At 62.3% G+C, this 26665-nt stretch carries 27 protein-coding genes; 8 read left to right on the top strand and 19 right to left on the bottom strand.

Going from position 1 to position 26665, the window contains the following annotated elements; all coding sequences use genetic code 11:
* Window positions 1-1254 carry a cytochrome P450 gene (locus NL2_RS18950; RefSeq protein WP_068077699.1) on the bottom strand — a complete coding sequence of 418 codons (1254 nt, stop codon included), beginning with the start codon at window positions 1252-1254 and terminating at the stop codon, window positions 1-3.
* Between the two features lie 14 nt (window positions 1255-1268).
* Window positions 1269-2351: a zinc-binding dehydrogenase gene (locus tag NL2_RS18945; RefSeq protein WP_068077698.1), complete on the bottom strand. Its 1083-nt coding sequence runs from the start codon at window positions 2349-2351 to the stop codon at window positions 1269-1271.
* Between the two features lie 330 nt (window positions 2352-2681).
* Between NL2_RS18945 and NL2_RS18940 the strand changes: the two genes are divergently transcribed.
* The 4 genes from NL2_RS18940 (at window position 2682) to NL2_RS18925 (ending at window position 5612) form a co-directional block, all read left to right on the top strand.
* Complete coding sequence (locus tag NL2_RS18940) at window positions 2682-3428, top strand: SDR family NAD(P)-dependent oxidoreductase (RefSeq protein ID WP_068077697.1); 747 nt, start codon at window positions 2682-2684, stop codon at window positions 3426-3428.
* Window positions 3429-3449: 21 nt separating this feature from the next.
* A complete protein-coding gene (locus NL2_RS18935; RefSeq protein ID WP_068077696.1) occupies window positions 3450-4235 on the top strand; it encodes an enoyl-CoA hydratase-related protein in 786 nt (261 codons plus the stop codon).
* Window positions 4236-4290: 55 nt separating this feature from the next.
* Window positions 4291-5055 carry an SDR family NAD(P)-dependent oxidoreductase gene (locus NL2_RS18930; protein ID WP_068077694.1) on the top strand — a complete coding sequence of 255 codons (765 nt, stop codon included), beginning with the start codon at window positions 4291-4293 and terminating at the stop codon, window positions 5053-5055.
* Window positions 5056-5222: 167 nt separating this feature from the next.
* The gene (locus NL2_RS18925; RefSeq protein ID WP_068077692.1) at window positions 5223-5612 is read left to right on the top strand and encodes a VOC family protein; all 390 of its coding nucleotides are present in this window, start codon (window positions 5223-5225) and stop codon (window positions 5610-5612) included.
* A gap of 30 nt (window positions 5613-5642) precedes the next feature.
* On the opposite strand, the gene NL2_RS18920 is transcribed toward NL2_RS18925, so the two are convergent.
* The gene (locus tag NL2_RS18920) at window positions 5643-7277 is read right to left on the bottom strand and encodes a flavin-containing monooxygenase (RefSeq protein ID WP_068077690.1); all 1635 of its coding nucleotides are present in this window, start codon (window positions 7275-7277) and stop codon (window positions 5643-5645) included.
* A 160-nt stretch (window positions 7278-7437) separates the two neighbouring features.
* The gene (locus tag NL2_RS18915) at window positions 7438-9735 is read right to left on the bottom strand and encodes a TonB-dependent receptor (RefSeq protein ID WP_281191073.1); all 2298 of its coding nucleotides are present in this window, start codon (window positions 9733-9735) and stop codon (window positions 7438-7440) included.
* 691 nt (window positions 9736-10426) lie between these two features.
* On the opposite strand from NL2_RS18915, the gene NL2_RS21300 reads away from it, so the two are divergent.
* Both NL2_RS21300 and NL2_RS21475 read left to right on the top strand, forming a co-directional pair.
* Complete coding sequence (locus tag NL2_RS21300; protein WP_068077688.1) at window positions 10427-10810, top strand: ParB N-terminal domain-containing protein; 384 nt, start codon at window positions 10427-10429, stop codon at window positions 10808-10810.
* Window positions 10811-10817: 7 nt separating this feature from the next.
* Window positions 10818-11075, top strand: a complete 258-nt coding sequence (locus tag NL2_RS21475; RefSeq protein WP_169799545.1) for a hypothetical protein — start codon at window positions 10818-10820, stop codon at window positions 11073-11075.
* On the opposite strand, the gene NL2_RS21820 is transcribed toward NL2_RS21475, so the two are convergent.
* From NL2_RS21820 to mhpA, 14 genes are all read right to left on the bottom strand, one after another.
* Window positions 11027-11242, bottom strand: a complete 216-nt coding sequence (locus tag NL2_RS21820; protein ID WP_068077687.1) for an acyl-CoA synthetase family protein — start codon at window positions 11240-11242, stop codon at window positions 11027-11029. The genes NL2_RS21475 and NL2_RS21820 overlap by 49 nt on opposite strands.
* Window positions 11243-11263: 21 nt before the next feature.
* Window positions 11264-11791: an acetyltransferase gene (locus NL2_RS18900; protein WP_068077686.1), complete on the bottom strand. Its 528-nt coding sequence runs from the start codon at window positions 11789-11791 to the stop codon at window positions 11264-11266.
* Window positions 11788-12033, bottom strand: coding sequence for a type II toxin-antitoxin system TacA family antitoxin (locus NL2_RS18895; RefSeq protein WP_245647764.1), 246 nt, complete (start codon window positions 12031-12033; stop codon window positions 11788-11790). The genes NL2_RS18900 and NL2_RS18895 overlap by 4 nt, the downstream gene beginning before the upstream one ends.
* Before the next feature lie 56 nt (window positions 12034-12089).
* A complete protein-coding gene (locus tag NL2_RS21815; RefSeq protein ID WP_084356215.1) occupies window positions 12090-12854 on the bottom strand; it encodes a DUF1223 domain-containing protein in 765 nt (254 codons plus the stop codon).
* Window positions 12855-12860: 6 nt separating this feature from the next.
* Window positions 12861-13586: a cytochrome c biogenesis CcdA family protein gene (locus NL2_RS18885; RefSeq protein WP_068077682.1), complete on the bottom strand. Its 726-nt coding sequence runs from the start codon at window positions 13584-13586 to the stop codon at window positions 12861-12863.
* A gap of 2 nt (window positions 13587-13588) precedes the next feature.
* A complete protein-coding gene (locus NL2_RS18880) occupies window positions 13589-13978 on the bottom strand; it encodes a thioredoxin family protein (protein WP_068077680.1) in 390 nt (129 codons plus the stop codon).
* Window positions 13979-14034: 56 nt separating this feature from the next.
* Window positions 14035-15138 carry an ABC transporter permease gene (locus NL2_RS18875; RefSeq protein ID WP_068077678.1) on the bottom strand — a complete coding sequence of 368 codons (1104 nt, stop codon included), beginning with the start codon at window positions 15136-15138 and terminating at the stop codon, window positions 14035-14037.
* On the bottom strand, window positions 15135-15875 hold the full coding sequence (locus NL2_RS18870) for an ABC transporter ATP-binding protein (RefSeq protein WP_157083262.1): 741 nt from the start codon (window positions 15873-15875) through the stop codon (window positions 15135-15137). The genes NL2_RS18875 and NL2_RS18870 overlap by 4 nt, the downstream gene beginning before the upstream one ends.
* Window positions 15847-16887 carry a 3-oxoacyl-ACP synthase III family protein gene (locus tag NL2_RS18865; protein ID WP_068077675.1) on the bottom strand — a complete coding sequence of 347 codons (1041 nt, stop codon included), beginning with the start codon at window positions 16885-16887 and terminating at the stop codon, window positions 15847-15849. The genes NL2_RS18870 and NL2_RS18865 overlap by 29 nt, the downstream gene beginning before the upstream one ends.
* Window positions 16884-17447, bottom strand: coding sequence for a hypothetical protein (locus NL2_RS18860; protein ID WP_068077674.1), 564 nt, complete (start codon window positions 17445-17447; stop codon window positions 16884-16886). Before NL2_RS18860 ends, NL2_RS18865 begins: the two co-directional genes overlap by 4 nt.
* A 146-nt stretch (window positions 17448-17593) precedes the next feature.
* The gene (locus tag NL2_RS18855; RefSeq protein ID WP_068077672.1) at window positions 17594-18328 is read right to left on the bottom strand and encodes an HvfC/BufC family peptide modification chaperone; all 735 of its coding nucleotides are present in this window, start codon (window positions 18326-18328) and stop codon (window positions 17594-17596) included.
* 375 nt (window positions 18329-18703) lie between these two features.
* Complete coding sequence (locus NL2_RS18850) at window positions 18704-19600, bottom strand: VOC family protein (protein ID WP_169799547.1); 897 nt, start codon at window positions 19598-19600, stop codon at window positions 18704-18706.
* A gap of 58 nt (window positions 19601-19658) precedes the next feature.
* The gene (locus NL2_RS18840; RefSeq protein ID WP_068077667.1) at window positions 19659-20510 is read right to left on the bottom strand and encodes a fumarylacetoacetate hydrolase family protein; all 852 of its coding nucleotides are present in this window, start codon (window positions 20508-20510) and stop codon (window positions 19659-19661) included.
* Window positions 20511-20525: 15 nt separating this feature from the next.
* Window positions 20526-22307 (bottom strand): bifunctional 3-(3-hydroxy-phenyl)propionate/3-hydroxycinnamic acid hydroxylase MhpA, encoded by a 1782-nt coding sequence (gene mhpA / locus NL2_RS18835; protein ID WP_245647763.1) that lies wholly within the window; start codon window positions 22305-22307, stop codon window positions 20526-20528.
* Between mhpA and NL2_RS18830 the strand changes: the two genes are divergently transcribed.
* Window positions 22293-24611 carry a TonB-dependent receptor gene (locus NL2_RS18830; RefSeq protein ID WP_068077665.1) on the top strand — a complete coding sequence of 773 codons (2319 nt, stop codon included), beginning with the start codon at window positions 22293-22295 and terminating at the stop codon, window positions 24609-24611. The genes mhpA and NL2_RS18830 overlap by 15 nt on opposite strands.
* 26 nt (window positions 24612-24637) lie before the next feature.
* On the opposite strand, the gene NL2_RS18825 is transcribed toward NL2_RS18830, so the two are convergent.
* Window positions 24638-25255: a TetR/AcrR family transcriptional regulator gene (locus NL2_RS18825; RefSeq protein WP_157083261.1), complete on the bottom strand. Its 618-nt coding sequence runs from the start codon at window positions 25253-25255 to the stop codon at window positions 24638-24640.
* A gap of 191 nt (window positions 25256-25446) precedes the next feature.
* Between NL2_RS18825 and NL2_RS18820 the strand changes: the two genes are divergently transcribed.
* Window positions 25447-26643, top strand: a complete 1197-nt coding sequence (locus NL2_RS18820) for a cytochrome P450 (protein WP_068077661.1) — start codon at window positions 25447-25449, stop codon at window positions 26641-26643.
* Window positions 26644-26665 lie beyond the last annotated feature (22 nt).

Below are 26665 nucleotides of genomic sequence, written 5' to 3'. Positions count from 1 at the left end.
TCAAACCTCCCAGACGAGCGGAATATCTTCCACCGCCGCAACGATGCCGGCGTGATAGATCGGTGCAGCCCCGTCCTTGAGCGAAAAGCGCGGGATGCGGGCAAGCCATTCCTGCAGCATGACAAGGACTTCCAGCCGGGCCAGATGCATACCCGCGCAGCGGTGCGGCCCTTGCGCGAACGTGGAATGCGCGACGTTGCGGCGCGAGAGATCGACTTTCATCGGGTTCTCGTGCTGCGTATCGTCAAGGCCGTGCAGTGCCGTCGGCAGGAGGATGAGATCCCCTGCCCTGAGCTGCGTGCCATGATACTCCATGTCCTCGACCACATAGCGCGCGTCGGACACGACGGCGAAGCGGCGGAACATCTCCTCGACGCCCCGCTGCAGCTTCATCGGGTCCGACACCATCTCTGCGACGGTCTCGGGATGGCGCGCGAGGTAGATCATCATGAAGCTGAGGAAATTGACGACCGTGTCGAGCCCGCCTAGCAGCAGCAACGACACTAGGCCCAGCAACTTGTCTTCGGCCATCGGCGCGCCGTTGATCTCGCTGTTGACCATCTGCGTGATCAGATCGGTGCCGGTGCCACCGCGTCGCGCCGCGATGATCGGGGCGACATACGCAAAGAACCCGGCATTCGCCGTCTGCAGCGATTTGCCCTGTTCCTCGGGCGTATTCCCCGACGGGCGGGTCATTTCCTTGGCGAGCAGATTGAGCCCGGCCGCGTCATCCATTGGCAGGCCGGCAATCGCCAGGAAGACCTTGACCGGGAAGATGCCGGCAAAATCCCTGGCGAAGTCACACTGACCCGTGGACACAAAACCCTCGATGAGTTCGATCGCCACCGCCCGGATGTCGCCTTCGACCTTGCGGATCTGGGCGAGGTTCAGGCCTTTGTCGATCGCCTTGCGGTACGGCGTATGTTCCGGCGGATCCATCTTCGTGGGCACCATTTCATAGGCTTCGCCCGCCTCGCGCGGCACCCAGATGACCCGGCTCGAAAAACGGTCGGGGCTGCGATAGATATCGTCGATCAGCACGCCACGCGTCGCGATCCAGTGGCCGCCGGTCAACGGGGTCCAGACGAGCGGCGGCGTATCGGGCTGCTGCACCTTTTTCCACGCTTCGTGGACGCCCTCCTCGATACCGTCGAGCGCGTAGATATCGATTTCGCGCACCAGGTCGGCCGGAACGTGGGCCGGAACCGGCACGCGGTGCTTGGCAGATGGCGGCGCCATCGTATCGGTGTTCATGCCAGTGCCCTTGCTCAGTTCATGGTGGGATCGATGACGGCCTTGGTGGCGACGCCGGTCCTTGTGACCTCAAGCGCCTCGGCTGCCTGACCAATCCCGAAGCGATGGCTGACCAGGTCGGCCAGCGGCACGCGGTCCTGCACCCGCGCCGCGAACTGCATCGCCTGATAATAGTTCTTCGGAGACGGAAACGACGCGCCGCCGATGGTCAGGTTCTTCAACGTCAGGTCGCGGGGAGAAATCGGCTGGGTGCCGATCGCGCCCCACAGCCCCAGAATGATGTAGCGACTATGAATCCCACTGATGTCCACGCCTTCGGGAAACGCCGGCAGCGCGCCCGCCGCCTCGATCACGATGTCCGGTCCCTGCTTTCCGGTCAGATCATAAATCATCCGCTTGCGCTCTTCGGCGGGCAGGCCCAGCGAAACCGTCGACGTCGCGCCCAGCTTGATCGCAGCCTCCAGCCGGGCCGGCGCGCCGTCGATCACGATGATTTCGCGCGCTCCCGCCTGCGCCGCGACAAGCACGCCTGATAGCCCGACAGGTCCAGCGCCCTGGACGACAACGGAATCGCCGAAGCGGACCGGCCCGCAGCGATCGAACCCCCGCAGGACCGTGGGCAACGCGCAGCCAAGCGCCGCAATCGCCTCGGGCTGCACCCCGTCGGGCAAGCGATAGAACGGCATGTTGTTGGGCAGCCACGCATACTCCGAATAGCTGCCCCAGTTCGGCTTTGCGGCATCTTCGAAATACTGGCTGTTCTCGCACGGCGTCTCTTCGAGAATGGTGCATGAATAGCAGCGGTGACACAGCGCGATGGGCGACCAGACGACCAAGTCGCCGGGCTTGACCGGCACGCCTGCATAATCGGTGGATACGCCGGCCCCCAGCTGGGTGATCTCGCCCACGCCCTCATGCCCGAGGATGATCGGGAACGGCATTTCGCCTGCTTCCCCGGTAAGGATGTGCACATCGCTGCCGCAAACGCCGCCCAGAATGGTTCGCACAACGGCGCCGCCCGGCTCCGGCGCTGACACCTCGACGTCCCACGTCTCCAGCCGGTTCTTTCCAACGAGCACCGCAGCTTTACCGAGCATTGTTTTCCTCTCGTGGCGACTTGGGGTGGGGCTTGCCGCCTTGACGGTGGCGGCAGCGAGGCATCCGCCTTCCCGCGCGTCATTCAACCTAATCATAATTAGTCTGCGGTTGCAAGCTGGAATCTGAGGCCCGGCCCTGCACATCTTTCCGCCATTTGCTCGCGCTCAGCCATAATCAATTAACACATTGTACTATATATTTAATTATCTTCCGCGCGGCAAATTTGGTGCGGTGAAACCACGCGCCAGTGCATGCAACTCTTGACTTTCTTGTCCACCAAGCGTTTTGTAATCGTAATTAGGCCAGTGAGCCAAACGGTAGGAGAGAGTATGGGTCGCCTGAGCGGAAAAGTTGCCATCATCACCGGTGCCGCGCGCGGCATGGGGGCATCGCACGCCCGCCTGTTTGTGGAACAGGGCGCCCGGGTTGTTCTGACCGATCTGAACGTCGCCGGTGGCGAGGCGCTTGCCAAAGAGCTTGGCGACAACGCGATGTTTGTGGCGCACGATGTGACCAAGCCGGAATCGTGGGAGACCGTCGTGGCGAAAGCCGTGGCGGCTTATGGCACCATCGACATCCTGGTGAACAACGCCGGCATCCTGGGCCCGATGGCGCCCACCGCTGAACTGGACAATGACGGCTACGACCTGGTCTGCGCGGTCAACCAGCATTCGGTCTTCTATGGCATGAAGGCGGTGCTGCCGGTCATGGTCAAGGCCGCGCGCGGATCGATCGTGAACATCTCGTCGATCGCCGGCATGGCCGCGAACTACGGCTTTCCCAGCCTGGCCTATGTCGCGAGCAAATTCGCCGTGCGCGGCATGACCAAAGCCACGGCGATGGAATACGGCAAGCATAACATCCGGGTAAATTCCGTCCATCCCGGCTTCATCCAGACGCCGATGATGGTCGAGGCGACAGACGAAGTCGGCGGCGAAGCGCTCGCGCAGATCCCGCTCGGGCGCATTGCCCAGCCGATCGAGGTTTCGAACGTCGTGCTGTTCCTCGCCTCCGATGAATCCTCGTACGTCACCGGGGCGGAGCACCTCGTCGATGCTGGCATGCTGGCGCATTAAGTCTGACGGAGTCGGATTGCCATGCCATTGATCGAATTTGAAGTTCGCGGAAACGTAGCCGAAGTTCGGCTCAATCGCCCGTCCGCCCTCAATGCGATCAACGCGGAGATGGAGGTCGCATTGGGCGGAGCCTGGGCGCGCATCGACAGCGACCCCGACATCCGGGTTGCGGTTCTGGCGGGCGCTGGCGACAAGGCGTTTTGCGCCGGCGGTGACCTTTCGGACCTGCCGGGTTCACAGGATGGCCTCTCGCTGAGCGGCCTCTCGCTGGGCGGAGGGCTCACGGGCCTCGGCGGCAGGCTGGTGCGCCTGCAAAAGCCGCTGATCGGCGTCGTTCATGGCCATGTCCTTGGCCTGGGTTTCGAGCTTGCGGCGTGCTGCGATATTCTGATCGCTGCGGACAATACCCGGTTCGGCCTGCCGGAAGCGCGGGCTGGCTTCATCGACCATTGCGGCCCGGTTCATCGCGCGATCCGCCAGCTTCCTTATCGGGTGGCCATGGCGATGATCACGGCCAGTGAGCCGCTCGACGCCGAGCGGGCGTTCCAGTTCGGGCTGGTAAACGAGATCGCCGCGATGGCCGCCTTGCCCGACACGGTCGAACGGTGGGTGCAAAAACTGCTGGCCTGCTCGCCGCTGGTGTCGCAGGCCGGAAAGCAGGCGGCGCTCACAGGCCTCGAAGCCAGCCTCGAGCAGGCGGTGGGCCAACGCTATCCGTTAATCGACGCCTATGCAGCGACGCAGGACTTCCGCGAAGCATCGCAGGCCTGGAAAGAGCGCCGGGCGCCGCAGTGGCAAGGCCGCTGATCAAGTAAAAATTACAGCTGAGCCAAAGGCTTACCGAACGAAAGGGCATTCTCTGATGGAATTGCGCAACAAGAAGATCATCGTAACCGGATCGGCTCAGGGCATCGGAGCCTCCACCGTTCGCGCCTATGTCGCGGCGGGCGCACAAGTGGCCGCAATGGATGTCGATACGGACAAAGGCGAAGCCGCTCTGGCCGGTCTCGATGGGCCGGGCTCCGCATTCTTCATCCGATGCAACGTGGGCGATCGGGCCGAAGTCGATACGGCGTTCGATGCGGCCGTGAAGCGTTTGGGCGGGCTGGATGTGCTGGCGCATGTCGCAGGCGTCCACCGCCATGCGGCGACGCATGATGTGCCTGATGAAACCCTGGCGTGGCTGTTCAATGTCAACGTCAACGGTACGATCTATACCAACGGCGCGGCCTACCGGCACATGCCGCAGGGTGGTTCGATCATCAACTTCGGATCGGAATCCGGGCTGACCGCCGAAATCAACAATGCCGTCTACGGCGCGTCCAAGGCGGCTGTCCACGCCTGGACGCGCAGCGTTGCGCGCGAGTGGGGCAAGCAGGGCATCCGCCTGAACGCCGTGCTCCCCTACATGGTCACGCCGATGTACGAGCGCTTTCGCGAGGCTTTGTCGGATGAGGATCTTGCGGCGCACGACAAGGCAACGGCGGAACAGATTCCGCTGGGCGGCAAGTTCGGCAACGCGGACACCGATCTCGCGCCGGTGATGGTCTTCCTGGCCGGTGATGGTTCGCGGTTTATCACGGGCCAGCTCCTGCCTGTCGATGGGGGGTTGATTTCGGTTCGTTAGAGTTATTCCGACGTACGTCGGTTCGGTACCAGCCCGCTCCCCCGCCCGACCACCCATATCATACAATGGCTTGGGTGGTCGGGCGGGGAGCGGGCTGGTACCGTCTGCAACGGTAAAGCTCTAGTCTGGCCGTCAGCGGTGCAGGCTCTCGGGCGAAGGAATGCGCAATGAAGATCGGCGGGATCGACCACGTCGTGCTGCTGGTATCGAACCTGGCCCGGATGACGGAGTTTTACAGCACCGTGCTCGGCTGCCGGGTCAAGCACCGCCAGGATGACATCGGCCTGGTGCATCTCCAGGCCGGAAACGCGCTCATCGATCTGGTCGATCGCGCCGGAACGCTCGGCGTGCAATCCCCCGGCGCCGCCGGGCCGGGCCGCAATCTCGACCACATCTGCCTGCGGGTCGAGGCATTCAATGCTGAAACGGTCAGGGCCGAACTTGCCGCTCACGGGGTGGAAAGCGATCCTCCCGCCGAGCGTTATGGCTTCGACGGGCACGCCCAGACGATTTATCTGCGCGACGTCGAAGGCAACGGGATCGAGCTTCGAGGCTGATCGACGAGCGTTGTCGCCGGATCAAACCGGTCAGGCGAGCTCGAATCCCTCGTACCCGCCATACGCCACTTCCTGGCAGCGCTTGCGGTATTCCGGACCGCCGCCGACATAAACCAGCGTACGGCGAACGATGCTGCCGTCGGGCTTGTGCGTGACCTTGATCCACCAGGCGTTGGTATCAGCCATGAGCGTTCTCGCAAATTCGGCATAGACAGCGTCGGTCCATTGGTTCTCCGCTGCCTGTGTGGGTTGCGAATACGTAAACCCGCGAGCCTCCATGTACGATAGCATGTTGGTAACCCACTCTGCTTGAAGTCCCCCGCAAACGCCAACATTGCAGAATGCCGAACCGTTGTGCGGGCCGACCAGCGTGAAGAAGTTCGGGAAACCGCAGGCCTGCAGACCGAGAAAGGTCGAAGGACCATCGACCCAGGCATCGATCAACCGCACACCGTCATGGCCCCGGATATCGATCCGGTCGAGCGAGCCGGTTATGCCATCGAAGCCCGTGGCGAAGACGATCACGTCCAGTTCGTAAAGCTCGCCACCGATCATCACCCCGTTTTCGACGAACTCGGTGATCGGCGTCGTCTTGATGTCCACGAGGTGGACGTTGCTCTGGTTATACGTCTCGTAATAACCGGTTTCCATCGGGACGCGCTTCGCCCCGAACGGATGATCGACCGGGATCAGCTTTTCCGCCACGACCGGATCGTTGACGCGCTGCCTGATTTTTCCAGCGACGAAATCGGCCAGAAATTTGTTCGATTCCTTGCTCAGCAGCAGATCGCGAAAGGTGCTCAGCCAGATGCCGTAGCCGGGCTGGTTGTAAAGCTCCTCGAAGATTTCGCCCCGCTCTTGTTCCGAAACCTGGCTCGCCTTGCGCGTGTCGCGATGATACGGAAACGACGTCGGCGTTGTCTTGACGTATTCGAGGATGGTCGGGAAGCGATTACGGATCAGGTCCATATCGTCCTTGCTCAGCGGCGTATTTCCCAGCGGTGTGCACCAGTTTGGCGTGCGCTGGAGAACGTACAGGTCCTGTGCGGTTTCCGCCACGATCGGAATGATCTGGACGCCGGTGGCTCCGGTTCCGATCACGCCAACCCGCTTGCCGGTAAAGTCGATGGACTTGGGTGTGCCATCCGCCCCTCGGGGCCAGTGAGACGAATGGAACGCCTCGCCCTTGAAGGTATTCAGGCCCTTGTAGTCGGGCATGCTCGAGGCAGAAAGCGGGCCGGTGGCCGATATCAGATAACGGCATGACAGAGCTGATCCGTCATCCAGCGTGACATCCCAGACGTTCCCGGCATCGTTATAGATCGCAGAGACGACTTTCGTCTTGAATTTGTACAGCCGCCGTATGTTCATCTTGTCGGCGGCCGCCTGAACATAGCGCAGCATTTCGGGCTGAGCGGCGAAATTCTCGCTCCACGTCCAGTCGGGAAGTATGCCGGTGAGCGCGAAATAGCCGTAAGCATAGCTTTCCGTATCCAGCCGACACCCCGGATACCGGTTCCAGTACCAGGTGCCGCCAACGTCCTCTGCCGTGTCGACGCCCAGCACGCTCATGCCCTGCTGATCGAGCAGATAGGCCTGGTATATGCCGGTCACGCCGGCACCGATGACCACAGCGTCAAAGTCGGGGGTCATCTCTGTCGTCATGTCAATGTCGCCCTCGAAATCTGATACAATGGTGCGCGGTCACGCGCAGCAAACCGGTGCCCGGATCGCGCCGGGAAAGCCTGCGGATATGATCCGGCCGCCTGCCCGGCCAGCCGCGAAAGTGGCGGGCAGGTGTGGCCCTGCCCGCCACCCGATGGCGCTAGAAGCGGAAGGTTACTTCGCCACCGACCGTCCGGGGCGCACCCCAGATCGCGGTGTTGAAGCCGCCGCTGCCGCCTTCGACGTATCCGGAGTTGTAGTAGAGTTTATCGGTGACGTTCTTGACGTAAGCCGCGACCGAAATGCCGCTGCCCGCGATCTGGTTCCAGCTCAGGCGCAGATCGGCAGTAACGTATCCCGAAAGATGGGTACGCGGCGTCAACGAGCCCTCGTTGTTCGAAAAGAAGATCCTGGTCTGGCCGAAGGCATCGGCACGGAACTTCACCTTGCCCATGTCTTCCGGCACCGGCAACGTCACTTCCGCAAAGACCGAGCCTGCCCATTTCGGCGCGTCCGAATAGGTGTCGAACGGGATGACCGGCCCACCCAGCGGGCTGAGATCGACGATGTTCTTGGTGAACTTGGCATCGGTATAGGCGCCGGAAACGCCCAGTTCGAGCCACGTCGACGGCTTGAAGTTTGCTTCCACTTCGACGCCCTGGACCCGCTCTTGCGGAACGTTGACCGTGAATGCCGAGGGCCCGCCGCCAAGATCGGCGAAGATCGAATGCTGCGCGTTCGACACGATCTGGCGATAGACGGCCAGATTGAAACGTGTGGGCACCGTCCCCAAATTGCCGCTGAATTTGTAGCCCAGCTCGAAATCGTGGGTGTTTTCGTTGCCGAAGAAGTTGGCATTGTTGAACGGCGCAACCGCCCCGTTGTAACCGCCCGCGCGGAAGCTGCCGCGCTGCGCGAAGTACACCATGTTGCTGGGGTTGATCTGATACTGGATGTTGAAGGTCCAGCTCGGGTCCTTGAGGTTCGCCTCTTCCCGGAACGGCGTGGCGCCAGTGGGGTTGAACAGGCTGCCCGGCTTCTGGCGAAGGCTCACGCGCTCCCAAGAGTAGCGGCCGCCCGCCGTCACGGTCAGCTGATCGGTCAGCTTGTAGCTGAGCTGTGCGAACACGGCCTTCGATATGTCGCCAGTCTGATAATTGTAGGCAATATCGGCGAGTGGCGTCGCGAGTTCTGCGCCGACGATAACCGGAATGTATTCATCTTTCTTGGTCGACGAATAAAACGCACCGACGATATAGTCGAGCCGACCGGACTTGCCCTGCAACTGCAGTTCGTCCGACAGCCGCTTAGTCTGGAACGTTTCGCCACCCGGAGGGCCATTGCCAAGTCCGGAGCGATTATAGAGGTCGAGCGAGCCGAACGGCGAACCCGTCAGAATGCCGGGAGTCCGCGCGAAAGCTTCCGCGTAGTTGGCAATGTTCTTGAGGATCACGCCATCGGCGACCTCGATCTGCGTCGTATTGATCACGAACGCGGTGTGCGCCTTGTGCGGCAGGTCGTAGCTCAGATAGACCTTGTAGGGATTGGCTTGCTGGAACGCGAGATAGCCCGCGACCGCGCCCGGCCAGGTGCCATCGCCGATCGGCCCGTTGCCGAGCGTGGGGGCGAACGGACTGTTCGGCCCGTACAACGTGTCCAGCGTAGTGTTCAAAGCGAAGCCGTTGTTCTTTTCGCCCACCTTGTAATAGGAAAACAGGCCGCCGGCGCCTTCGCTTCCGCGAAAATCGCTGTACTGGCCCACGGTGGTCATCTTGAAGCCCGACGACGGTTCGATCACGACGGTGATGCGGCCCGAACGAGCATCGGTATCGCCCAGCGTATTGCCGGTCTTGATGTTGTGAATGTACCCGTCCGACTTGTTGTAGTCGCCCGCGAGGCGGACGTGCACGACATCCGACACCGGAATATCGACAGCGCCCTGAACCTGGACGTAATTGCGCTGGCCGCCCTTGACCGTCAGATACCCGCCGAACTTGTCACCGGGCTTGGTCGTCTCGTACAGAATCGCACCGCCGGTCGCATTGCGGCCGAACAGGGTACCCTGCGGTCCCTTCAGCACCTGAACGGAGCTGAAGTCGAAAAATGCGGTCGAGGTGTTGCCTTCGGTCGCCGGGGCCTCATCGACATATGTCAGAACGGCCGGGCTCGAACCCGAAAATGCGTCAAGCGTCTGACCGCGCATCGTGAAATTGAGCTGGTTCGAATTCTGGCCGCTCTTGACGACGAGGCCGGGCACCAGTGAAGCGAGGCCCTGCTCGCTTGTGATATTGCGCGCTGCCAGCGTCTCGGCGTTGAACGCGGACACAGCCACAGGAACCTTGGAAAGCGATTCCGAACGCCGCTGCGCCGTTACGATGATTTCTCCAGGAGCAACGGCGTCGGTCGCATCCTTGGCTTCCGTATCTGCTGTCGGAGCGCTCTGACCGAATGCCGGCATCGCGGTCACAAACGCGATGCTCGCTATTCCGCAAGCCAGCTGCCTTTTCACATTCATCACCATCTCCCCGATTACGACGCGCCCTCAACGAGGCGTCTTTCGATCCCTTAAACTAACCGTGATTAGGCTGATGTCAAGAGGTCGCGGCTCGTCAAAAGTGCGCTCTTTCGCCTCCAAGTCCAGAGAGCCTCAAGGACTATTTTTTACTATTAATTACAATATACTAGCCACTACACGCTACTCCTACGGCGATAACTAAGCAAAAGTTCTGCCAGATGCCCCAGAGTCAACGATCAGATTTAAAAATAATCTTTCCAAATTAACATTAGGCCGTCAGTCTTGTTGAAGTGGCCGATCGGAACATGGGTTTATCCCGGTCGCCACATGTGATTCGGCGTACCGTGGAGCAGGTCGAAGACGTAACGACGCAAAACTATCGCCAGGTTGCCGACAGCGAAGGGTGGAGAACAGCGTTCCTCTCCGGCTGACTGTTACCGGATGGCTTCAGGGGCGGATGACGCCCGCACAGTGGTCACCGAGCAGCTGACATCGGGCGCGACATTAGCGCTCTGAGTGTTTGGCATGCCCCTGACTCGATCAGCCGCTTCGGGTTCAACAACCCGTTGCTGGTGGCGGAAGACGGCGTGATCATCGCCGGCCACGGCCGGGTGCAGGCAGCCAAACTTCTTGGGTGGAAGTTGGTCCCGACATTGCGCTGGCGCATCTCTCTCAGACCGAGCGCCGCGCCTACGTGCTGGCCGACAATATGCTGTCGCTCAACGCCGGATGGGACCGCGAGATCCTTGCCATCGAACTGCAGGCGCTCGTCGAGCTCGAGTTCGACGTCGAGCTCACCGGGTTCAGCCTGGCCGAGATCGACCTGCTGATCGACGAGGCGGCCGAGGGCGATCCTGATGCGCCTGACAGCGCGGACGATGCGGTTCCAGCCGTTGGCGGACAGCCGGCCACCCGGCGGTCTGGTGCAATCGTTGTCGCGTGCCTACTGGCCGCAGGGCGTTCATGTCGCGCATCTGATCATCGACGGCATCATCGGCCACCAGCCGGGGCAGATTGAGCCGGATGTGATCACCGATGCCATCGTCGCATTGGCGGAGCAGCCCGAATGTGGCTGGACGCAGAAACTCGATTTGCGCCCCGCCGGGGATGCGCCGTTCCAGCTTGGCCTTGTTGCGGCCCGCAGCGATGAATGGGATGCCGCGTTCTGCCAGCTTCCGCATCACATGCTCACCAGTGTAGCCGCTGGCCCCGTAGAAGACGACTTGCGGATCGGTCATGGTCTGGCTCCTTCGATGGTGTGGATGGGCACAGCCCGATCCTGAAACATCGCGACGCGAAAGCGCTCCTGCGGCTTCTCCGACGCGGTCTTGGGGATGGCGGGCACGACCTGGACGTAGGTCGGCACCGCATTGGGTTCGAGCCGTCCAGCCGACCATCGCAGAAGGTCTGACGGATCGACGGGCGATGCCATGACGATCGCGGCGACCATACGCGAAAGCGCAACCGCGGATCAGAACTTGCCCGCCGCTTCGAGCGCAAGGCGTATTGTCGTCAGCGGAAGCACGAGCTTCAGGGGCATATCCTGCAATCGCACGGCACCATAGCCTTCGCACCAGGTGGCTGCCCGCTCGTTCTTGGCATCGATGACGAGCAAAATGCCTCCTGCTTCGGCTGCCACACGTAGGCACCGTTTGCCGGCAGCCAGCAGTAGTTGGCCGCCAAGCCCCTGCCCTTGGTACTCCCTATGCGTTGCGATCCGCGCTAGCAGGAAACCACCGACATCGTGCTGCGCCAGGCCCCTGGTTGCTGAGGCAGGCAGTCGGCCATGGCCGATCGAGACGGGTGCCAGGCTGTAGAACCCGAGCACCCGCCTAGGATCGGCACCGTTGATCGCACAGAAAGTTTTCGAACTTCCTGCGTCGTGATTCTGGCGAGCGTGCTTGTGGAAAAACGTGTTGAGCTCAACATCACCGCAATCGAAACCTTTCCGATCGTGCGATTTCGCGATCGGCTCTTCATGCCATTCGGGCAGGCTCATATGGACCGGGGTAAAGCCGCCGCCGCCGCACGCAGCTTGTCATTCGGTGCAGGAGGATTTTCCAGCAAATCCATCAGACGCGCCTGGTCCCGACGCGAAACATTGAGCCGCTCGGCCTCATCAATCACGGCATCCGCCTCACGGAGCGCCAACCGCAGGACGAAGTCCGTCAAATCGGTGTTACGCAGGCTCGCCGCACGCAGCAGTCGGGCTTTCTGATCCGACTTCACGCGGAGATTCATGCGCTCGCTATCCTGAACTGCAACGCGGGGCATCATTGCTTCCTTTCTGTACTCATTTATAACGTACAGCAATCGAGACCACCCTTCAAGGCGTATACGCATTCAATGCGTACATCTGGAAAATCTGGCGACATCGAGTATCGGGGCATCACCCACCGATCGGGCTTTCGCCATATTTGCGCAACACGGCATCGAAAGCTTCGGCCATCAGCGCCTGAAGACTGAGACCTTGCTTCCTGGCGCAGACGTGCATCGCAAGTGACATCTCCGGTGAGAAGTAAGCGGCAATGGCCTTGCGGCCGATGCGGCTGGTCGGGGCTGGTCGCGGCCCCGGACAGGACGACCTTGCCCGGGCCCAGAACGAGGCTGATGGCATCGCCGCCACGAGCAGACTTGCGCAACGCGCCGTCGAGTTCGCCCTGGTTTGCGCCGACGACGTCGCCGCGCGCGTTTACGACAACTTGCGGAGTCCGCACCCCGTCGTGCCCCAATGCGCGGGCATATTCGTGCTGCCTCTGCGTAAAAACCGGCTGGGCAAAGCTGTCCTTGCAGCCAAGGTAATCCCAGTAGGTTACCTGCCAGGACAAGGTGAGCACGTCCGGTCGACCACCCGGCGCCATGACATTGGCATTGGCCGGCGGGCAGGACGAGCAGCCCTGGCTCTGGAACAGTTCCACCACCTGCAGACCATGCCCTTGAGGTGCCGGAGAGGCGGAGCTTGTGCTGAATCCGGCAGCCAGGAGCGGCAGCAGGATGGTCAGCTTCAGGCAGAAGCCGTTCGCGTGCTTGATCTTCGCTCGGTTCCTCGAACCAGCAGACATATGCCGCTATACCTGAACACTGAAGTCGACCAGTGCCGGGGGCAGGTGCGACAGGATCACGCCTTCGAGCAGCCGGTCTCCGCCCGTCACGATGAGCGTGCCCATGGCGACCAGAACGCCGCCCAGCAGACGTTTGCCGACCTTTCCGGCCATCATCAGCCCCGAGCGTCGGCGTGCAAAAGCCGATCGCGCGCCATAGGCGATGACAAGGAGCACAGCGGCGATGCCAAGGCCGAAGGCGACCATCGTCGTCGCCGCGCTCAGCAAATCCTTGCCTTGCGCAGCCAGAACGATCGCCGCGCCGAGGGTGGGGCCGACACACGGGCTCCACACCAGCCCGAGCAGCACGCCGATCGCCGCTTGCCCGGCTAGACCCCGACCCGCAAAACCTGCCTGGCGCGCATGGGCCCACGCAGCGAAGGGGCCAGCTGCCAGTGTCAGCCAATCCTGCAGCCGTTGGACGACCAACAGGACTCCCGCGCCGATGAGCAGCACCGCGCCACCGTTCCGCAACACATCGGGGTCGAACCCTGCTGTCGATCCCAGCGTGGCGACAGCAAGCCCGGTCAGCGTGAACGACAGGATGAGCCCCGCCGCCAGCGCGAGTGGACCACGCGGATTGGCCTGCGCGGCGCTGCCCAGCACCACAGGCACCAGCGGCAGGACGCATGGCGACAGGATCGTCAGGCCGCCAGCGGCAAACCCCAGCAACGGATTGAGCGCGCCGGCCACGATCAGCTTGTCGCGCGCGCGATCAGGGCATTGATCGCGGCCTTGTCGGTGACGAACTCGAGCCGACCGGTCTCGTGACGTCCTCTGTATGCGATCAACGTGCCTTGCTTATGAACTCCGAAGGCCTGCCACTGCGGCTTCTGCTTGTCGTAATTGATGCGGAACACCACCAGATCGCGATTGCGCGGATCGGCAAGCGCCGCTTCGATCGTGCGCGATTGCGAAGCGCATGTGGGGCACCACCAGGCGTGAACTTCGAGCAGGATCGGCTTGTTGGCGGCTTGCGCAGCGGCAAAGCTCGCCTGTTCGAAGGGTACACGGGTTGCCGCATGAGCCGCGACGGGAGCAACGATCGCCGTAGCGAAGACCAAGGTGAATGCGAGGCGTGACATGGTGAATTCTCCGGATCAGTTCCAGTCATTCGGCGGAATCTGGCATTCGGTTACAATCAATCGTCCACCGCGACCCTGCGTCCCAGCACAGCGAGTGCGATCGCCACGACAAGCAATCCCGCAATCGGCGCGGCAGTGGCCAGAACTGCCTCTGCACGACCACCTTGCACCAACGCCAGTCGAGCGGCGCGGACGTAGTGCGTCAACGGGAACACGTTGCCCAGCAGTTGCGCCCAGCGTGGCATGGTTTCGACCGGGTAGAGGAAACCTGACAGCAGCATGGCGGGCAGATAGAACGCGACTGCACCCTGAAGTGCTGCGAGCTGGGTGCGCGCGCGCATTGAAATGGCGAGGCCAATCGCGAGATGTACCGCAGCGAACAGCGGCAGGACCACCAGCCCCAGCCAGACCGCATTGGCCGGCAGCGGAACGCCGAACAGTCCGCGAGCCAATCCGATCACCGCCAGCCCCTGCACCGTGCCGATGACAGTCCCGGGCGCCAGCTTGCCGAGCACCAGCTCGAGCGATCCGATGGGCATCGTGCGCAGCGTTTCCCATGTCCCGCCCTCCCGCTCGCGCGCCACACCGAGGCAACCCAGCATCAGTGCGGCGATCATCACGACCACGCCGCTCAGCGAGGGCAGAAACGTCCAGCTGTCGCGCAAGAGCGGATTGTTGATCCGTTCGATCGCCAGTCCCATGCGCAAATCCGCAAACCTGTCGCGCTGCGCACGCTCACGCCAGTAGATCTTCTCGATCCGGTCGATCGCGGAGTGCGCGAGTGGCGCGTTGCTCCCGTCCACGGTCACCCGCAGCGGCAAAGTTGGCGCATCGGGGTGATCGGGTGACCTTACGATGGGAAGGTCGATCCCGGCGAGTGCGCGGCCAAGACGCACCGCAGCGGCAGCGCTGCGCGGTGCCACGTCGCGCTCCACTACCTGGATGCCCAACTCGCGCGACAGGCGTTCGGCGAAACGATCGGCTTCCTCGCGGCCCGGCGCTGCAATCGCGACCGTGATCGCATGTTCGCCCGGCCTGATGGCATAGCCGAACAGCACGACCTGAAACGCCGGGACGACGAGCAGCAGCGACAAGGCCATCGGCGAGCGGATCAAACGCAGCAGTTCGAGCCGCGCGACGCCGACCAATGCCGGCATCATGGCCGACCTGCCAGCTTGACGATCGCCGCTTCAAGGCTGGTCGTCCCGGCAGCAGCGAGCAGGTCACAGGGAGCGCATTCGCTCCGGGCCAGCCCATCGTGATAATAGATGATCCGCTTCAACCGCTCGGCCTCTGCAAGGTCGTGCGTGCTGATGACCACGCCACATCCGGCGGCGGCACGCGTTTCGATCCATCGCCAGAGCTCGCGCCGGGTCACGGCATCAAGACCTGCGGTTGGCTCGTCGAGCAGCAGCAGCCGGGGGGCATGGATCGTCGTCGCCGCGAACTGGACGCGTTTGGCCCAGCCACCCGAGAGGTGCGCGGACCGACGATGAATGACGGGTTCGAGGCCAAATTCGGCAACGCTGGCGTCGATGACCGCGCTACTGCCGGAAAGTCGAAAAACTTCGCAGCGGAAGCGCAAATTCTCGCGCACCGACAACTCGGGATAGAGCGAGGTCTTCTGGGTCATGTAGCCCAGCTGTCGCCACGGGCGCCCCCGATCTTCGACCCTGGCACCCAGCACGTGACCAACCCCGGCGTCGATAGGAAGCAGGCCCGCCAGCATGCGCAGGGTTGTCGTCTTGCCGCCCCCGTTCGCACCGACCAACCCAATGACTTCGCCCGGCCTGAGCGTGAACGTGACGCCGCTGATCAGCGATCGCCGTCCAAGCCTGCAAGCCAGTCCGGTGACATCGATCAGCGCCTCAACCATGACGATAAACGAAGCCCCCATGCATGAACTTGCTCGCTTCGGCACCCAGCGTGGCAAGGGTTGCGGCGGGCGCAAGGCCACGCTGGCGCAGCTCGGACAATGCGATCCAGATCGCTGCGGAGCCGGTGTTGCCGATATGCGCGGCATTGCCGAAGAAGCGCTCGGGCGGAAGCGTGAAGTGATCGGCGGCAAGCGCGCCGATCTTCCCGCTGACCTGATGCGGCACGATCCAGTCGCAACCAGCCAGCGGATATCCCAGCCGCGCAAGCACTTGCGCGCCCGCCTCGAACAGCGCCGGTCCGTGCGCGGCGACGGCAGCGAAATCGTGGTCGAATTCGGTTGCTCCCGATTTGAGCTGGATGCCCGGCTCCCGGCCTAGCCCGGCTGCGCCGAACCAGCCGGCGACGATGGCGTCTCCGGTCGAGCGGCGCGGACCGAGGATCACTGCCCCGGCACCGTCGCCCATCTGGATGAGATTGACGATCTGGCCCGCCTCATCATCAAGGCTGCCCGGATCGAAGAACAGCGAGCCGGTTTCGGAACCAACAATCGCGACCGGGGCGGATCCGGCGTCGGCCAGAAGCCCGCAAGCAATCATCAGCGCGTTGGCAAAGCCGGTGCAGGCCTGTCGCAGCTCGACGAACGGCCCCCGATAGCCAAGTCGATCAGCGACCAGCGCGATGTTGGGGGGCAGCAGTTGTTCGGGCGTGGTGGTATGCCCGATCAGATAACCGAGATCGCCGATGGCGAGACCTGCATCGTCCAGCGCAGCCTGCACCGCTTTTGCCGCGAGATCAGGGTTCGTCCGGCCCGGCAAGGCGTCCTCGTGCCGCGCCTCGAACGCACGGCTGACATGGCGTGACCGGATATCAAGCCGCCGGGCGATCGCCAGTGCCTGCTTGCAACGCGCAAAGCCAAAGCGCTGCTCGATCATGGCAACCAGCGCATCGGTGCTTACCGGTGCGCCCGGAAGAGCAACGCCGCTGCCCAGCACCGCAAGCTCGTGGCGGAGGGTCCAGACCTGGTCGGTCATGATCGCAACAGTCCCGTCGGAAGCCCGGCGATCGCGGCAAGCGTTCGGTCCGGATCGATGCCCAGCGCCTCGAAATCGTTCCCTGCGAGCGTGAGTGCAACGACAAGATCGTGGCGCAACTGGGCGGCTGCGGCACGCAGCTTATTGGTTTCGCCGTTTCTGAGTGCGATCGCTTGGGTCACAGCGACGTGGCGGGCCTCATCGTCGCGAATCTTGCGGAGGACGGCGCGCAACGGGCCATGCCACGGCAGATGGGTGCCGCGCCGGAGCATCCCACTCAGCAGTGTGCAGACGGCACTGTCCAGCGCGGCGATCCCGGCACATTGCAGACCCGGATCGCCCTGACCAAGCCCCTTGTGGACAGAGCGCATGGCGACGAGAGCCCGGCTGTTCGGTCCGGCCGGGGGCAATCGCGCCAGCAGTCCGCGCAGCAGCGCATCATGGACCCGCTCGTCACGGGCGACAGCCGCAAGCGCATCATGCGCCGCAGGGGCCATGCGTTGCAATCGATCGAACGACAGACAGGCAGCTTCCTCACCGCACCCGAGCAGCGACAGCATTCGCGCCATCGATTGTCCGTGACGTGGCGCAATGTCCCACTCGCACGGGATCGGATTCAATCTTCCCGGGACCACAAAGCACCAGCGCCGAGCCTCACTGCCCGACAGCGGAACCGCGACGACGGGTGGGGTTTGCGGAGTTGGGATCATGGCGGGCAAAGTACACCATCCTGAGCCCACTGCACGAGCAACGCGCCTGCGCGTGCGATGCCTTCGCGTTTGCCCAGCTGTCCAACCAGATGTTCACAGATCGTCGAGAAACGTTTGCCATCGTTGCCGATGGCAATGAGCACGGCCGCTTCGTCAGGTTCGAGCTGCCGGAACCGGCAGGTCCAGTCGCGACGCCAGACCAGCACCACCCGATGGCCATCGCCCAGGTCGGAGGCCGGTGCCGTTATCCCTTCGGTCAGTGCGCTCCAGATTTCCGCAGCGTTGGTGAGCAGATCGAGCATTGCGCATGAAGGCGCCAGCCGCAGCGCGGCCTGGTCCCAGTCGGTCTCGGCAAGATCGGCGACGGTCAAAACGGCTGCATCCGGTGCGATGAGGGCGTCGGCAAGCGCCTGTTCGAGCCGCGCGAGTTCGCCGATTTCCGGATCGTTCGGCCACGCGCCGGCCAAGGCACCGGGAAAGCCTTGTGCGTAATCATCCAGGGTCCAGCTTGATGGTGGACACCGCGCGATGTGCCTGGCCGCTGCAGCGCGAAAGCTGTGACTGCCGATCCACGCAAGCGTTTGCGGAAAGCTGTCCTCAAGACATCCGAGCAGCTGGCTGCGGTAATTGTTGAGGTAGATTGGCGCGCGCAGCAGCAAGGTATGCGCCGTGGCGTCTCCGCCAAGCCCGCAGATCATCCAGCTTCTGAGTTCGGTTTCGACTGCCAGCATAAGTCTTCATAGGCTGTTTCGGCGCGATCGCCCAAATCGTTACACCCTGCGTCGCCCATGTGAGAAAATTCCCGGTAACCGGCAGCACACCCGCCCGGACGGGCGCGGAGCGCGGGGAAGTCGAAGTCTTGGCACCCTCGACCGAAACCAGGAGACGCGTCGATGATGAAGGCCTTTGATGCGGCGCTGGCCGCAGCTATCGGCCCGGCGGCAACGCCCGTGTCGGCGCAGGCAGCTGCATCACGTCGTCTTGCACATGATACGGGACAGCAGTGTCATGTAGCCCATTTTTCCGACGGATCGGTTGGAACCGCGACCGTGGCTGATGACGGCCCGGCGGACGGGACACGTCGGACCTGAACGATCCTGACCTTTCTAGGAAGACGTCATTTCACCCATTTCGTAGTTATGCACAAAGTCGCTCGGTACCGGCGGGCCCCAGTTGGCCAGGCTATCTTCCAGCGTATAGTTGGTTGGCGTCCACAGGGCATAGTCGTCGATGAAATCCATGTCGGCGTAATATTCGAACCATGACCCCCACGGGTCCTGGATGTAGTGGAAGAAGTTCGACCCGACCGTGTGGCGACCGAAACCCCAGTCGCCCATGCCCGCCTTTTCAACCAGCCTGCGCCCGGCACGGCCGACCTCATCGGGGTCGCGAACGAGGAAGCTGGCATGATGGAAGCCGATGCCGGGCGATCGAGCAAAGGCCAGCACATGGTGATCGCTGTTCGATCGCGCGCAACAGAATGCGATTACGTCCTGCGCGTGATCAGCCAGCCCCATGCCCAACGCTTGAGTGACGAATTCAACACTTCTCATCGTGTCCGGGGTGAACACCAACACATGGCCCAGGCGCAACGGTATCCCTGCGGCGCTTTGGGAGATGGGCTGGATGGCGGAACGATTGATCCGCCCGATATTGCCCGGCTCGTTGATCGCGAAACGGTTGCCGGCGGGCAAGGGTATCTCGCGCGGTTGCTCGACGAGATGGAGCAGCATCCCGTGAGGATCTTCGATCCACAGGCCGGTGTGGGAGAAATGCTCGGGCGCGGCGACGACTTTGCCACCATAAGTCGGCACCCGCCTGGCGATATCAGCGAGGCCTGCTGCGCGAAGCGCAACGTGGTGCAGTCGCTTGTGCCTACCTTGTACCAGCGTCACGGCATCACGATCCTGACCCGGGCAACGCATATGCGTCAGTGTCCCACCAGCCGAAACTTGCAGGCCGGCATCCTCATAGAAACGTACGGCTTGCGCCACATCGGGCACTTCGAGGGCGAACCCTGACACTCCCTGAACGCTCATCCTTTTGCCCCTTTGTCGATGCTCAGCCGGCGACGTGGTTTTCGATCACGCCGATGCAGGCGACTTCGCACCGCACCACATCGCCGGGTTTGAGGAACACTTGCGGCTGCATGCCTACGCCCACGCCTTCGGGCGTACCGGTCGCGATCAGATCACCCGGCTCCAGCGTGAACGCTGTCGAGAGGTATTCGATCTGGGCGTCAATCCGGTGGATCATTTCGGCGGTATTGTTGGCCTGACGCCGTTCGCCATTGACGTGGCACGTCAAATCCAGCGCCTGCGGATCGGCAATCTCGTCGGCGGTGACGATCCACGGCCCGATCGGGCCATGCGTGTCGAACGACTTGCCCATCATAAACGTCGGCGAATGAAACTGCCAGTCGCGTGCGGAAACGTCGTTGGCCACGACATAGCCGAAGATATGCGACAGCGCGTCGGCTGCCTTGACCGACTTGGCAGCCGTGCCGATCACGACCCCGAGTTCGACTTCATAATCGAGCATCTCGGTCACACCCGGTTCGATTGGATCGAACGGACCCGTGATGCAGGTGGTCTGCTTGTTGAACCAGAACTGCTTCTGCGGTTCGGCCACGCCAAGCCGTTCGGCTTCTGCCACATGCTTACGGTAATTCATTCCGATCGCGAGGTATTTCGCGGGGCGGTAAGGCGCGAGCAACCGAACGTCCGACAGCAAGTGATCGGGTGCGCGCCCAGCGATGGCAGAGTGGATGCGATCCAGCATGGCGTCACCGCCTTCGATCACCTGCAGCATGTTCGTCGCGCCGATCCCGGCACCTGCCAGGTCGATGATGGCGTCGTTGTGGACAACGCCAAGGCGAGGTCCTTGGCCGGCGTCGTATCGTGCAAGTTTCATCTGATTCCAATCCTGTCAAGCAACGGTGGCAGTCGGGATGTGGACGCCCGCGCGATCGAGGTCGGCGATGAAATCATCGACCAGTTCGCCCGCGCCCGCTGCCGACGAGCCCCCATAGATATAGAAATCCGGGCGCACGATCATGGCATCCCAGCCCATCGTGTTCAGGAGTGTGAGCAGGCGACCGTCGATATCCCGCAAACCGGCGCCTTGTTCGCTGCTGGCCAGGACGACTTCGGACAGCCCGATTGGGGCGAGCGCAGCTCGCTGGCCCGCTGAGAGAGCGCAAGCCGCGCTGCCATTGCGCGAGATCAGGACGAAACCGCCACCGACAATCTGGTCAAACCGTCCGGACCTGCCTTCATCGCTCACGAAGACGTGAGGAGACAGTTGGCCCGCGCCATCGCTCGCGTCGCTGGCTTGCGCATGGCGCAGCAAGCCCCCGGTCAATATCGGGAAGGCCGGGAACGGTGGATGTGTGCCATTGGCAAAGGCTGCGTCGCGTTCCGCCGCCTGTTCTGCGTCGGGGATGCAGATGATCTTGCCGAGGAAGATCGACATCTCCATCAGCTGCCGCACGTGCGGGGCGCGCTCCAGCTGATAGGTGTCGAGCAATTCGGCATCAGCGTTCCCGTCAAGAACGAGATCGAGTTTCCACGCCAGATTCCAGGCATCGCGCATGCCCGAACACATGCCCTGGCCCAGAAACGGCGGCATGACATGCGCGGCATCGCCCGCCAGCATCAGCCGTCCATCGCGCCACTTGTCCGCCAGCAGCGACCGGAAATTGTAGACCTTGTGTCGCACCAGCTCGATATCGCCAGGACCAGCCCACGGCTCGAGGAATTTCCAGACCTGCGCCTCATCCTCCATTTCGGCGTTGGTCACGCCGGGCAGGCGCATGAATTCCCAGCGGCGAAAGACGCGTCCGTCACGGACGCCGGCGGGCACGATCGTGGTCGGCTGGACCGGGTTGCAATATTGCCCTGCCGCCGGGATGCCGAGCTGTTCGATCGTGACGCCGTCCTTGAGCAGCACGTCGATGACCAGCCAGTCCGCCTCGAAGCCGAGGTCGGTGCGCGTCGAACCGATGATTTCGCGGACCTTGCTGTTGGCACCATCGCAGCCGATCACGAATTGCGCGGTCAGGGTCCGGACGTCGCCGGTGGCGATGTTCTCGATCGAAACTGTAGCCGCCTCTGGATATTGCGTTGCGTCGAGAAATTCATAACCAAGCATGACCTCGACGGTCGGTTGTGCATCGACCGCCTGATCGAGCGCCTGTTCCAGCGTCGGCTGGTGGACAAAGTTCACTTCCGGGCCGCCCGAAATCGAATCGAGTGACCATGGAATGCTCAGCAGTTCCTCCCAGTCGGCGTTGAACCACTGATAGACCGGGCCCGGCTGGGTAATTGACGGAAGGACCTCGCCCATTCCGATCATGTGCAATACGCGATAGAGTTCGTGGTCGATGCACACCGCGCGCGGCAACGGATATCGCTGCTCCCAACGCTCGATCACGGCGACTTTGCGCCCTTGCCGGCCCAGCATGAGCGCCAGTGCTTGGCTCACCGGGCCATAGCCGATCAGGATCACGTCATAGTCTGCTTGCAAGGCGCTGGCCTCCCCGTCCCATATTTTTTTAGATGAAATATTATTGTCAGATTGACATATGAGTTCATTATTAGTCAATAGGCGATCAAGACCGAAAGCGATGACGGTCGGGAAAACGCGCCAAAGCCGCAAAATCAATGGCTGGCATGCACTGGGGAGGAGAATCACATGAACCAACGTCACAAGCGGATTGCGTCTGCGGCCACCATCGCGCTGGCTGCGGCGCTGGCCTTTCCTGCAACGGCCCAGGTGGTGAGCGCAGCACATGCACCCGCAACTGCCGATACGCCCGAAAGTACCGGGATCGCCGACATCGTCGTCACCGCGCAAAAACGGTCGCAGTCGGTTCAGGACGTGCCGGTAACCGTGACCGCGATCGGTGGAGAGGCGCTGGCGTCAAAAGGCGTCAAGGACCTGTTCCAAGCCGTCACGCTGGTTCCCGGCGTCGTCTTCTCCCGGGCGCCGGACGATGGACTGGCGCTGACGTTTCGCGGACTTGGCACGCAGGCACGGCCGCAGGCGTTCGAACAGTCCGTCGCGCTGTTCACCGATGGTGTCTTCATGGGCAAGGGACGGCTCTATTCGACATCGTTCTTCGATGTTGATCGCATGGAATTCATCAAGGGGACGCAATCGACCCTGCTCGGCAAGAACGCCAGCCTCGGCGCGATCAGCATCGTCACGCGCCAGCCCGGTGACACCGCTTCATTCGAGGGCCGCGCCGGCTATGAGTTCGAGAACGGTGGCTATACTGTCGATGCCGCCGCCGATGCCCCGCTCAGCGATCAGGCCAGCTTGCGGATTGCCGGGCACTATAACGATCTGAAGGGCTGGGTCCGCAACGATGTGACGGGCCACAACGGGCCGGAACAGCGCGATCTCGGCCTGCGCGCAACGCTCAAACTCAAGCCGACCGACAACCTCACGGTTACCGGGTCATACCAGTATGCCAGCAACAAGCAGATCGGAGCGAGCTATCAGCTCGTCGGCAATATCCCCGCGATCTATGGCGATGGTCTGCTCGATGGCCACACTTCGCAGTTCACGTCCCTGACGCAAAGTGGCGAAAGCGAGCACCTGACCCGCTCCCACATCGCCAACCTGAAGGCCGATCTCGATCTCGGCAGCGTGCAACTGGTCTCGCAGACGTCGTATGTCGCCTACAAGCTGGGCTTCACGGACGATTTCGATTTCTCGCCCGATGACAGCATCAACTTCCTGCGCAAGGAAAAGTATCACCAGTTCACGCAGGAACTACGGCTGCAATCGCCGACCGGCGGCCGTTTCGAATACATGATCGGGGGGTTCTTCCTTACCAGCCACTGGAACTCGCAGGAAAGCCAGCTGTGGGCAGTGCCCGGCTTCCCCCCGGCCGGTGGCCCGCCCCCTGGCCAACTGTTCAACGGTCCATTCTTCAACAGCTTCGTGCAGGATCAGAAAGCCTACTCGGCGTTTGCATCGGGTACCCTGCATCTGGGTGACAGACTCCGCGTCACGGGTGGCCTGCGCTACACGCGCGAGGAAAAGGACATCGTCTACGGGCGGACCAATGCCGCGCCGTTCACCGTATGGAACACGATCGCCAACCCCTCGTTCGATCCCACCCCGCTTCACCACAATTCCAACTTTCTCGATGGCAACGCCAGCCTGCAATACGACCTGACACGCGATGTCATGGCCTATGCCTCGGTGGGACATGGCTCGAAGGCGGGGGGCTATGTCGAGACCAACACGATCGCGGTTCCACCGCCGCTGCTGGTCAACGGCAAGGTCCCTGCGGCACTGGTCGATGCCGGCTCGTTCATTGCCGACGAGAAGGTGTGGAGCTACGAAGCGGGCTTCAAGACCACCCTGCTCGATCGGCGGCTGCGATTTAACGTTGCAGCGTTCTGGACCAAGATCACCAATTTCCAGGATACGATCTTCACCGGCGGTCCGCTGGGGTTCATCACCTTCAACGGGCCGGCGCGCAGCCGGGGCGTCGAGGTTGAGTCCGCATTCCAGGTGACGCCGCATTTCCGCCTCGACCTTGGCGCGACGTACGCCAATGCCGATGGCGTGATACAGCCTTTCGATGCGTCGGGTCTTCCCGCGGTCGATGCCAGCGGCAATCCCGTGTTCGCGCGCTATCGCAAATCGCAGGCGCCGAAGCTGATTGTAAACCTCGGCGCAGCATACGAAGGTCCGTTGTCCCGTTCGCTCGACTGGTCGGCCGGCGCGTCGATGCGCCACCGCAGCAGCATGTACAACCAGCGCCAGGAGATGTTTCTCTCAAAGCAGCTGACAACCGTCGATCTGTCGCTGGGGATCAAGTCCAGCGACGATCGCTGGGGATTGGACCTTGTGGCCAAGAACGTGGGGAACGCGATCTCGCAGGACTTCGCCAGCCCTTCCGCCGATCCGCGTTTCGCCGCATTCTTCGGTGCCTATCTGGCAGGCCCTAATGCCTTGCGCACGATCATGCTGTCGGGCCGGGTCAAGTTCTGACCGGTCGCCGGCGCCCGGTCTTCCAGTCAGAAGATCGGGCGCCACCAGCCTAGCAGCTTCGGACCCCGTCGGTTGATGTTGAGGAACGCGATGTCGACTTTCTTCCTGGCCTTCGCGCCTGAAACGCCAAAGCCGCGCAGCACCAGCGCCGCCATGTCCTTGATATAATGTACATCGGCTTCGCCCGCGACGATCCGGCGGATCGCCTCGATCTTGGCGCCAACCAGCAGGTCTACCGCCACATCGATCGACGGCACGTCGAAGTCGCCCGATTCGACGCCTGCGGAAATGTCCTCGCGGATATGGTGGATCATCAGGTTATCGCCCGCCAACACACCGATATGGGTCAGAAACGCACCCCAGTTGTGGTCCATCAACGATCGGATCAGGAAGGTCTGGAACCCGGTTCCGACGCGCTCAACCGGATCGTGAACGGCATCATACATGTCGAAGATTGCTTCGGTCATCTCGATCGTCAGGATCGCGCCGCACTCGGCCACGGCTTCCTCGAGCGAGTTGAAATACTGGTAGAACGTGCCGCGGGAGACTTCGGCATGGCGGATCACATCATCGATGACGATCGGCTTGCCCTCGCGCTCACCATGGTAGATTTCCTTCACCGTGATGAGGAGATGGGCGCGCATCTTTTCGCGCTTAGCCCGCGCTACGCGGACCCGGTGGTCCTCCTTGGTGGGTCTGCTTTCCATCGTTTCCGTCAAGTTCGACCTCCGCAGCCAGCGCATCGCGATGGACATGGCCAACCGGCCGACAAAATCTTCCGCCCACGGCGTTCCAGCCACAATCCCTGCCTGTTTGTCGAGAGGAATATCCGGCCATGAGCGCAACCAGCGTCATTCCAGCGTTCCGTCGTGACTTCTGGAGCGACGATGTCATCCTCGATCCCTATCCGGTCTACAGGGAGTTGCGCGATCTGGGCCCTGCCGTCTGGCTCGAAGCAAACGGGTGCTGGGCGCTGACGCAATACGCCACGGTGCGCGCCGCGCTGCTTGATCCGCAGACCTATTCGTCCGCCAGCGGTTGCATGATGAACGCCCCGATGAATACCGCCACGAAAGGCATCATGCTGTGCAGTGATGATCCGGAACACCTGGCCATGCGACGGCTGTTTGCCAAGCCGCTGCAACCGAAGGCACTCATTGAGCATCGCCGCCGCTTCGAGGACCTGGCCAAGGAGCGCATTCTGGAACTGCTCGCACGTGAAAGCTTCGATGCGGTCGCCGATCTGGCGCATTTTCTGCCTTTGGCCGTCGTCACCGAATTGGTCGGGCTGGACCAATATGGGCGCGACAATATGCTCGACTGGGCCATGGGCATCTTCAACGCCTTCGGACCCGAAGACAATGCCCGGACCAATGACGGCATCGCGCTCGCCGGCGGGGTGATCGACTACGTCCTGAACAAGCTGGATCGGGCCAACATGGTCGCCGGAGGTTGGGGCGAAGCGCTGTTTCTCGCGGCCGACGAGGGCAGGATTTCCGAACAGACTGCCCGCATGATGCTGATCGACTACCTTTCCCCGGCGCTGGATACCACGATCAACGCGACCAGTGCGGCGATCGAACTTTTCGCCGCGCATCCCGAACAATGGAGCAGGCTGCGCGCAGATCCGTCATTGATCCCGTCCGCGATCAACGAAGTGATCCGGCTGGAGTCTCCGATCCGGGCATTTTCACGGCTCGTGACCCGCGACCACGCCATCGGCGACGCGCAATTGCACAAAGGCGACCGCGCCCTGATGCTCTACGCCTGTGCCAATCGCGATCCCCGCCATTACCCCGACCCCGACCGGTTCGACATCGCGCGTGGCGCAGGCGATCATCTTGGTTTCGGCCAGGGAACGCACGTCTGCGCTGGAATGCACCTTGCCAAGCTGGAAATCTCGATCCTGTTCGAGGCTATGCTGCCGGTCGTCGCTGGTTTCCGCACGGGCAAAAGCGAACGCCGCGCCCACAACACATTGCGAGGCCTTTACAGCCTCGAAACGACGATGGTCGGCGCCGAAGAACTCTGAGATCGGGCTATTGCCGCATGAA

It is taken from the genome of Novosphingobium lentum NBRC 107847 (genome assembly GCF_001590965.1).
Classification (GTDB): Bacteria; Pseudomonadota; Alphaproteobacteria; order Sphingomonadales; family Sphingomonadaceae; genus Novosphingobium; species Novosphingobium lentum.
This window is presented reverse-complemented; position numbering and strand designations above follow the sequence as displayed.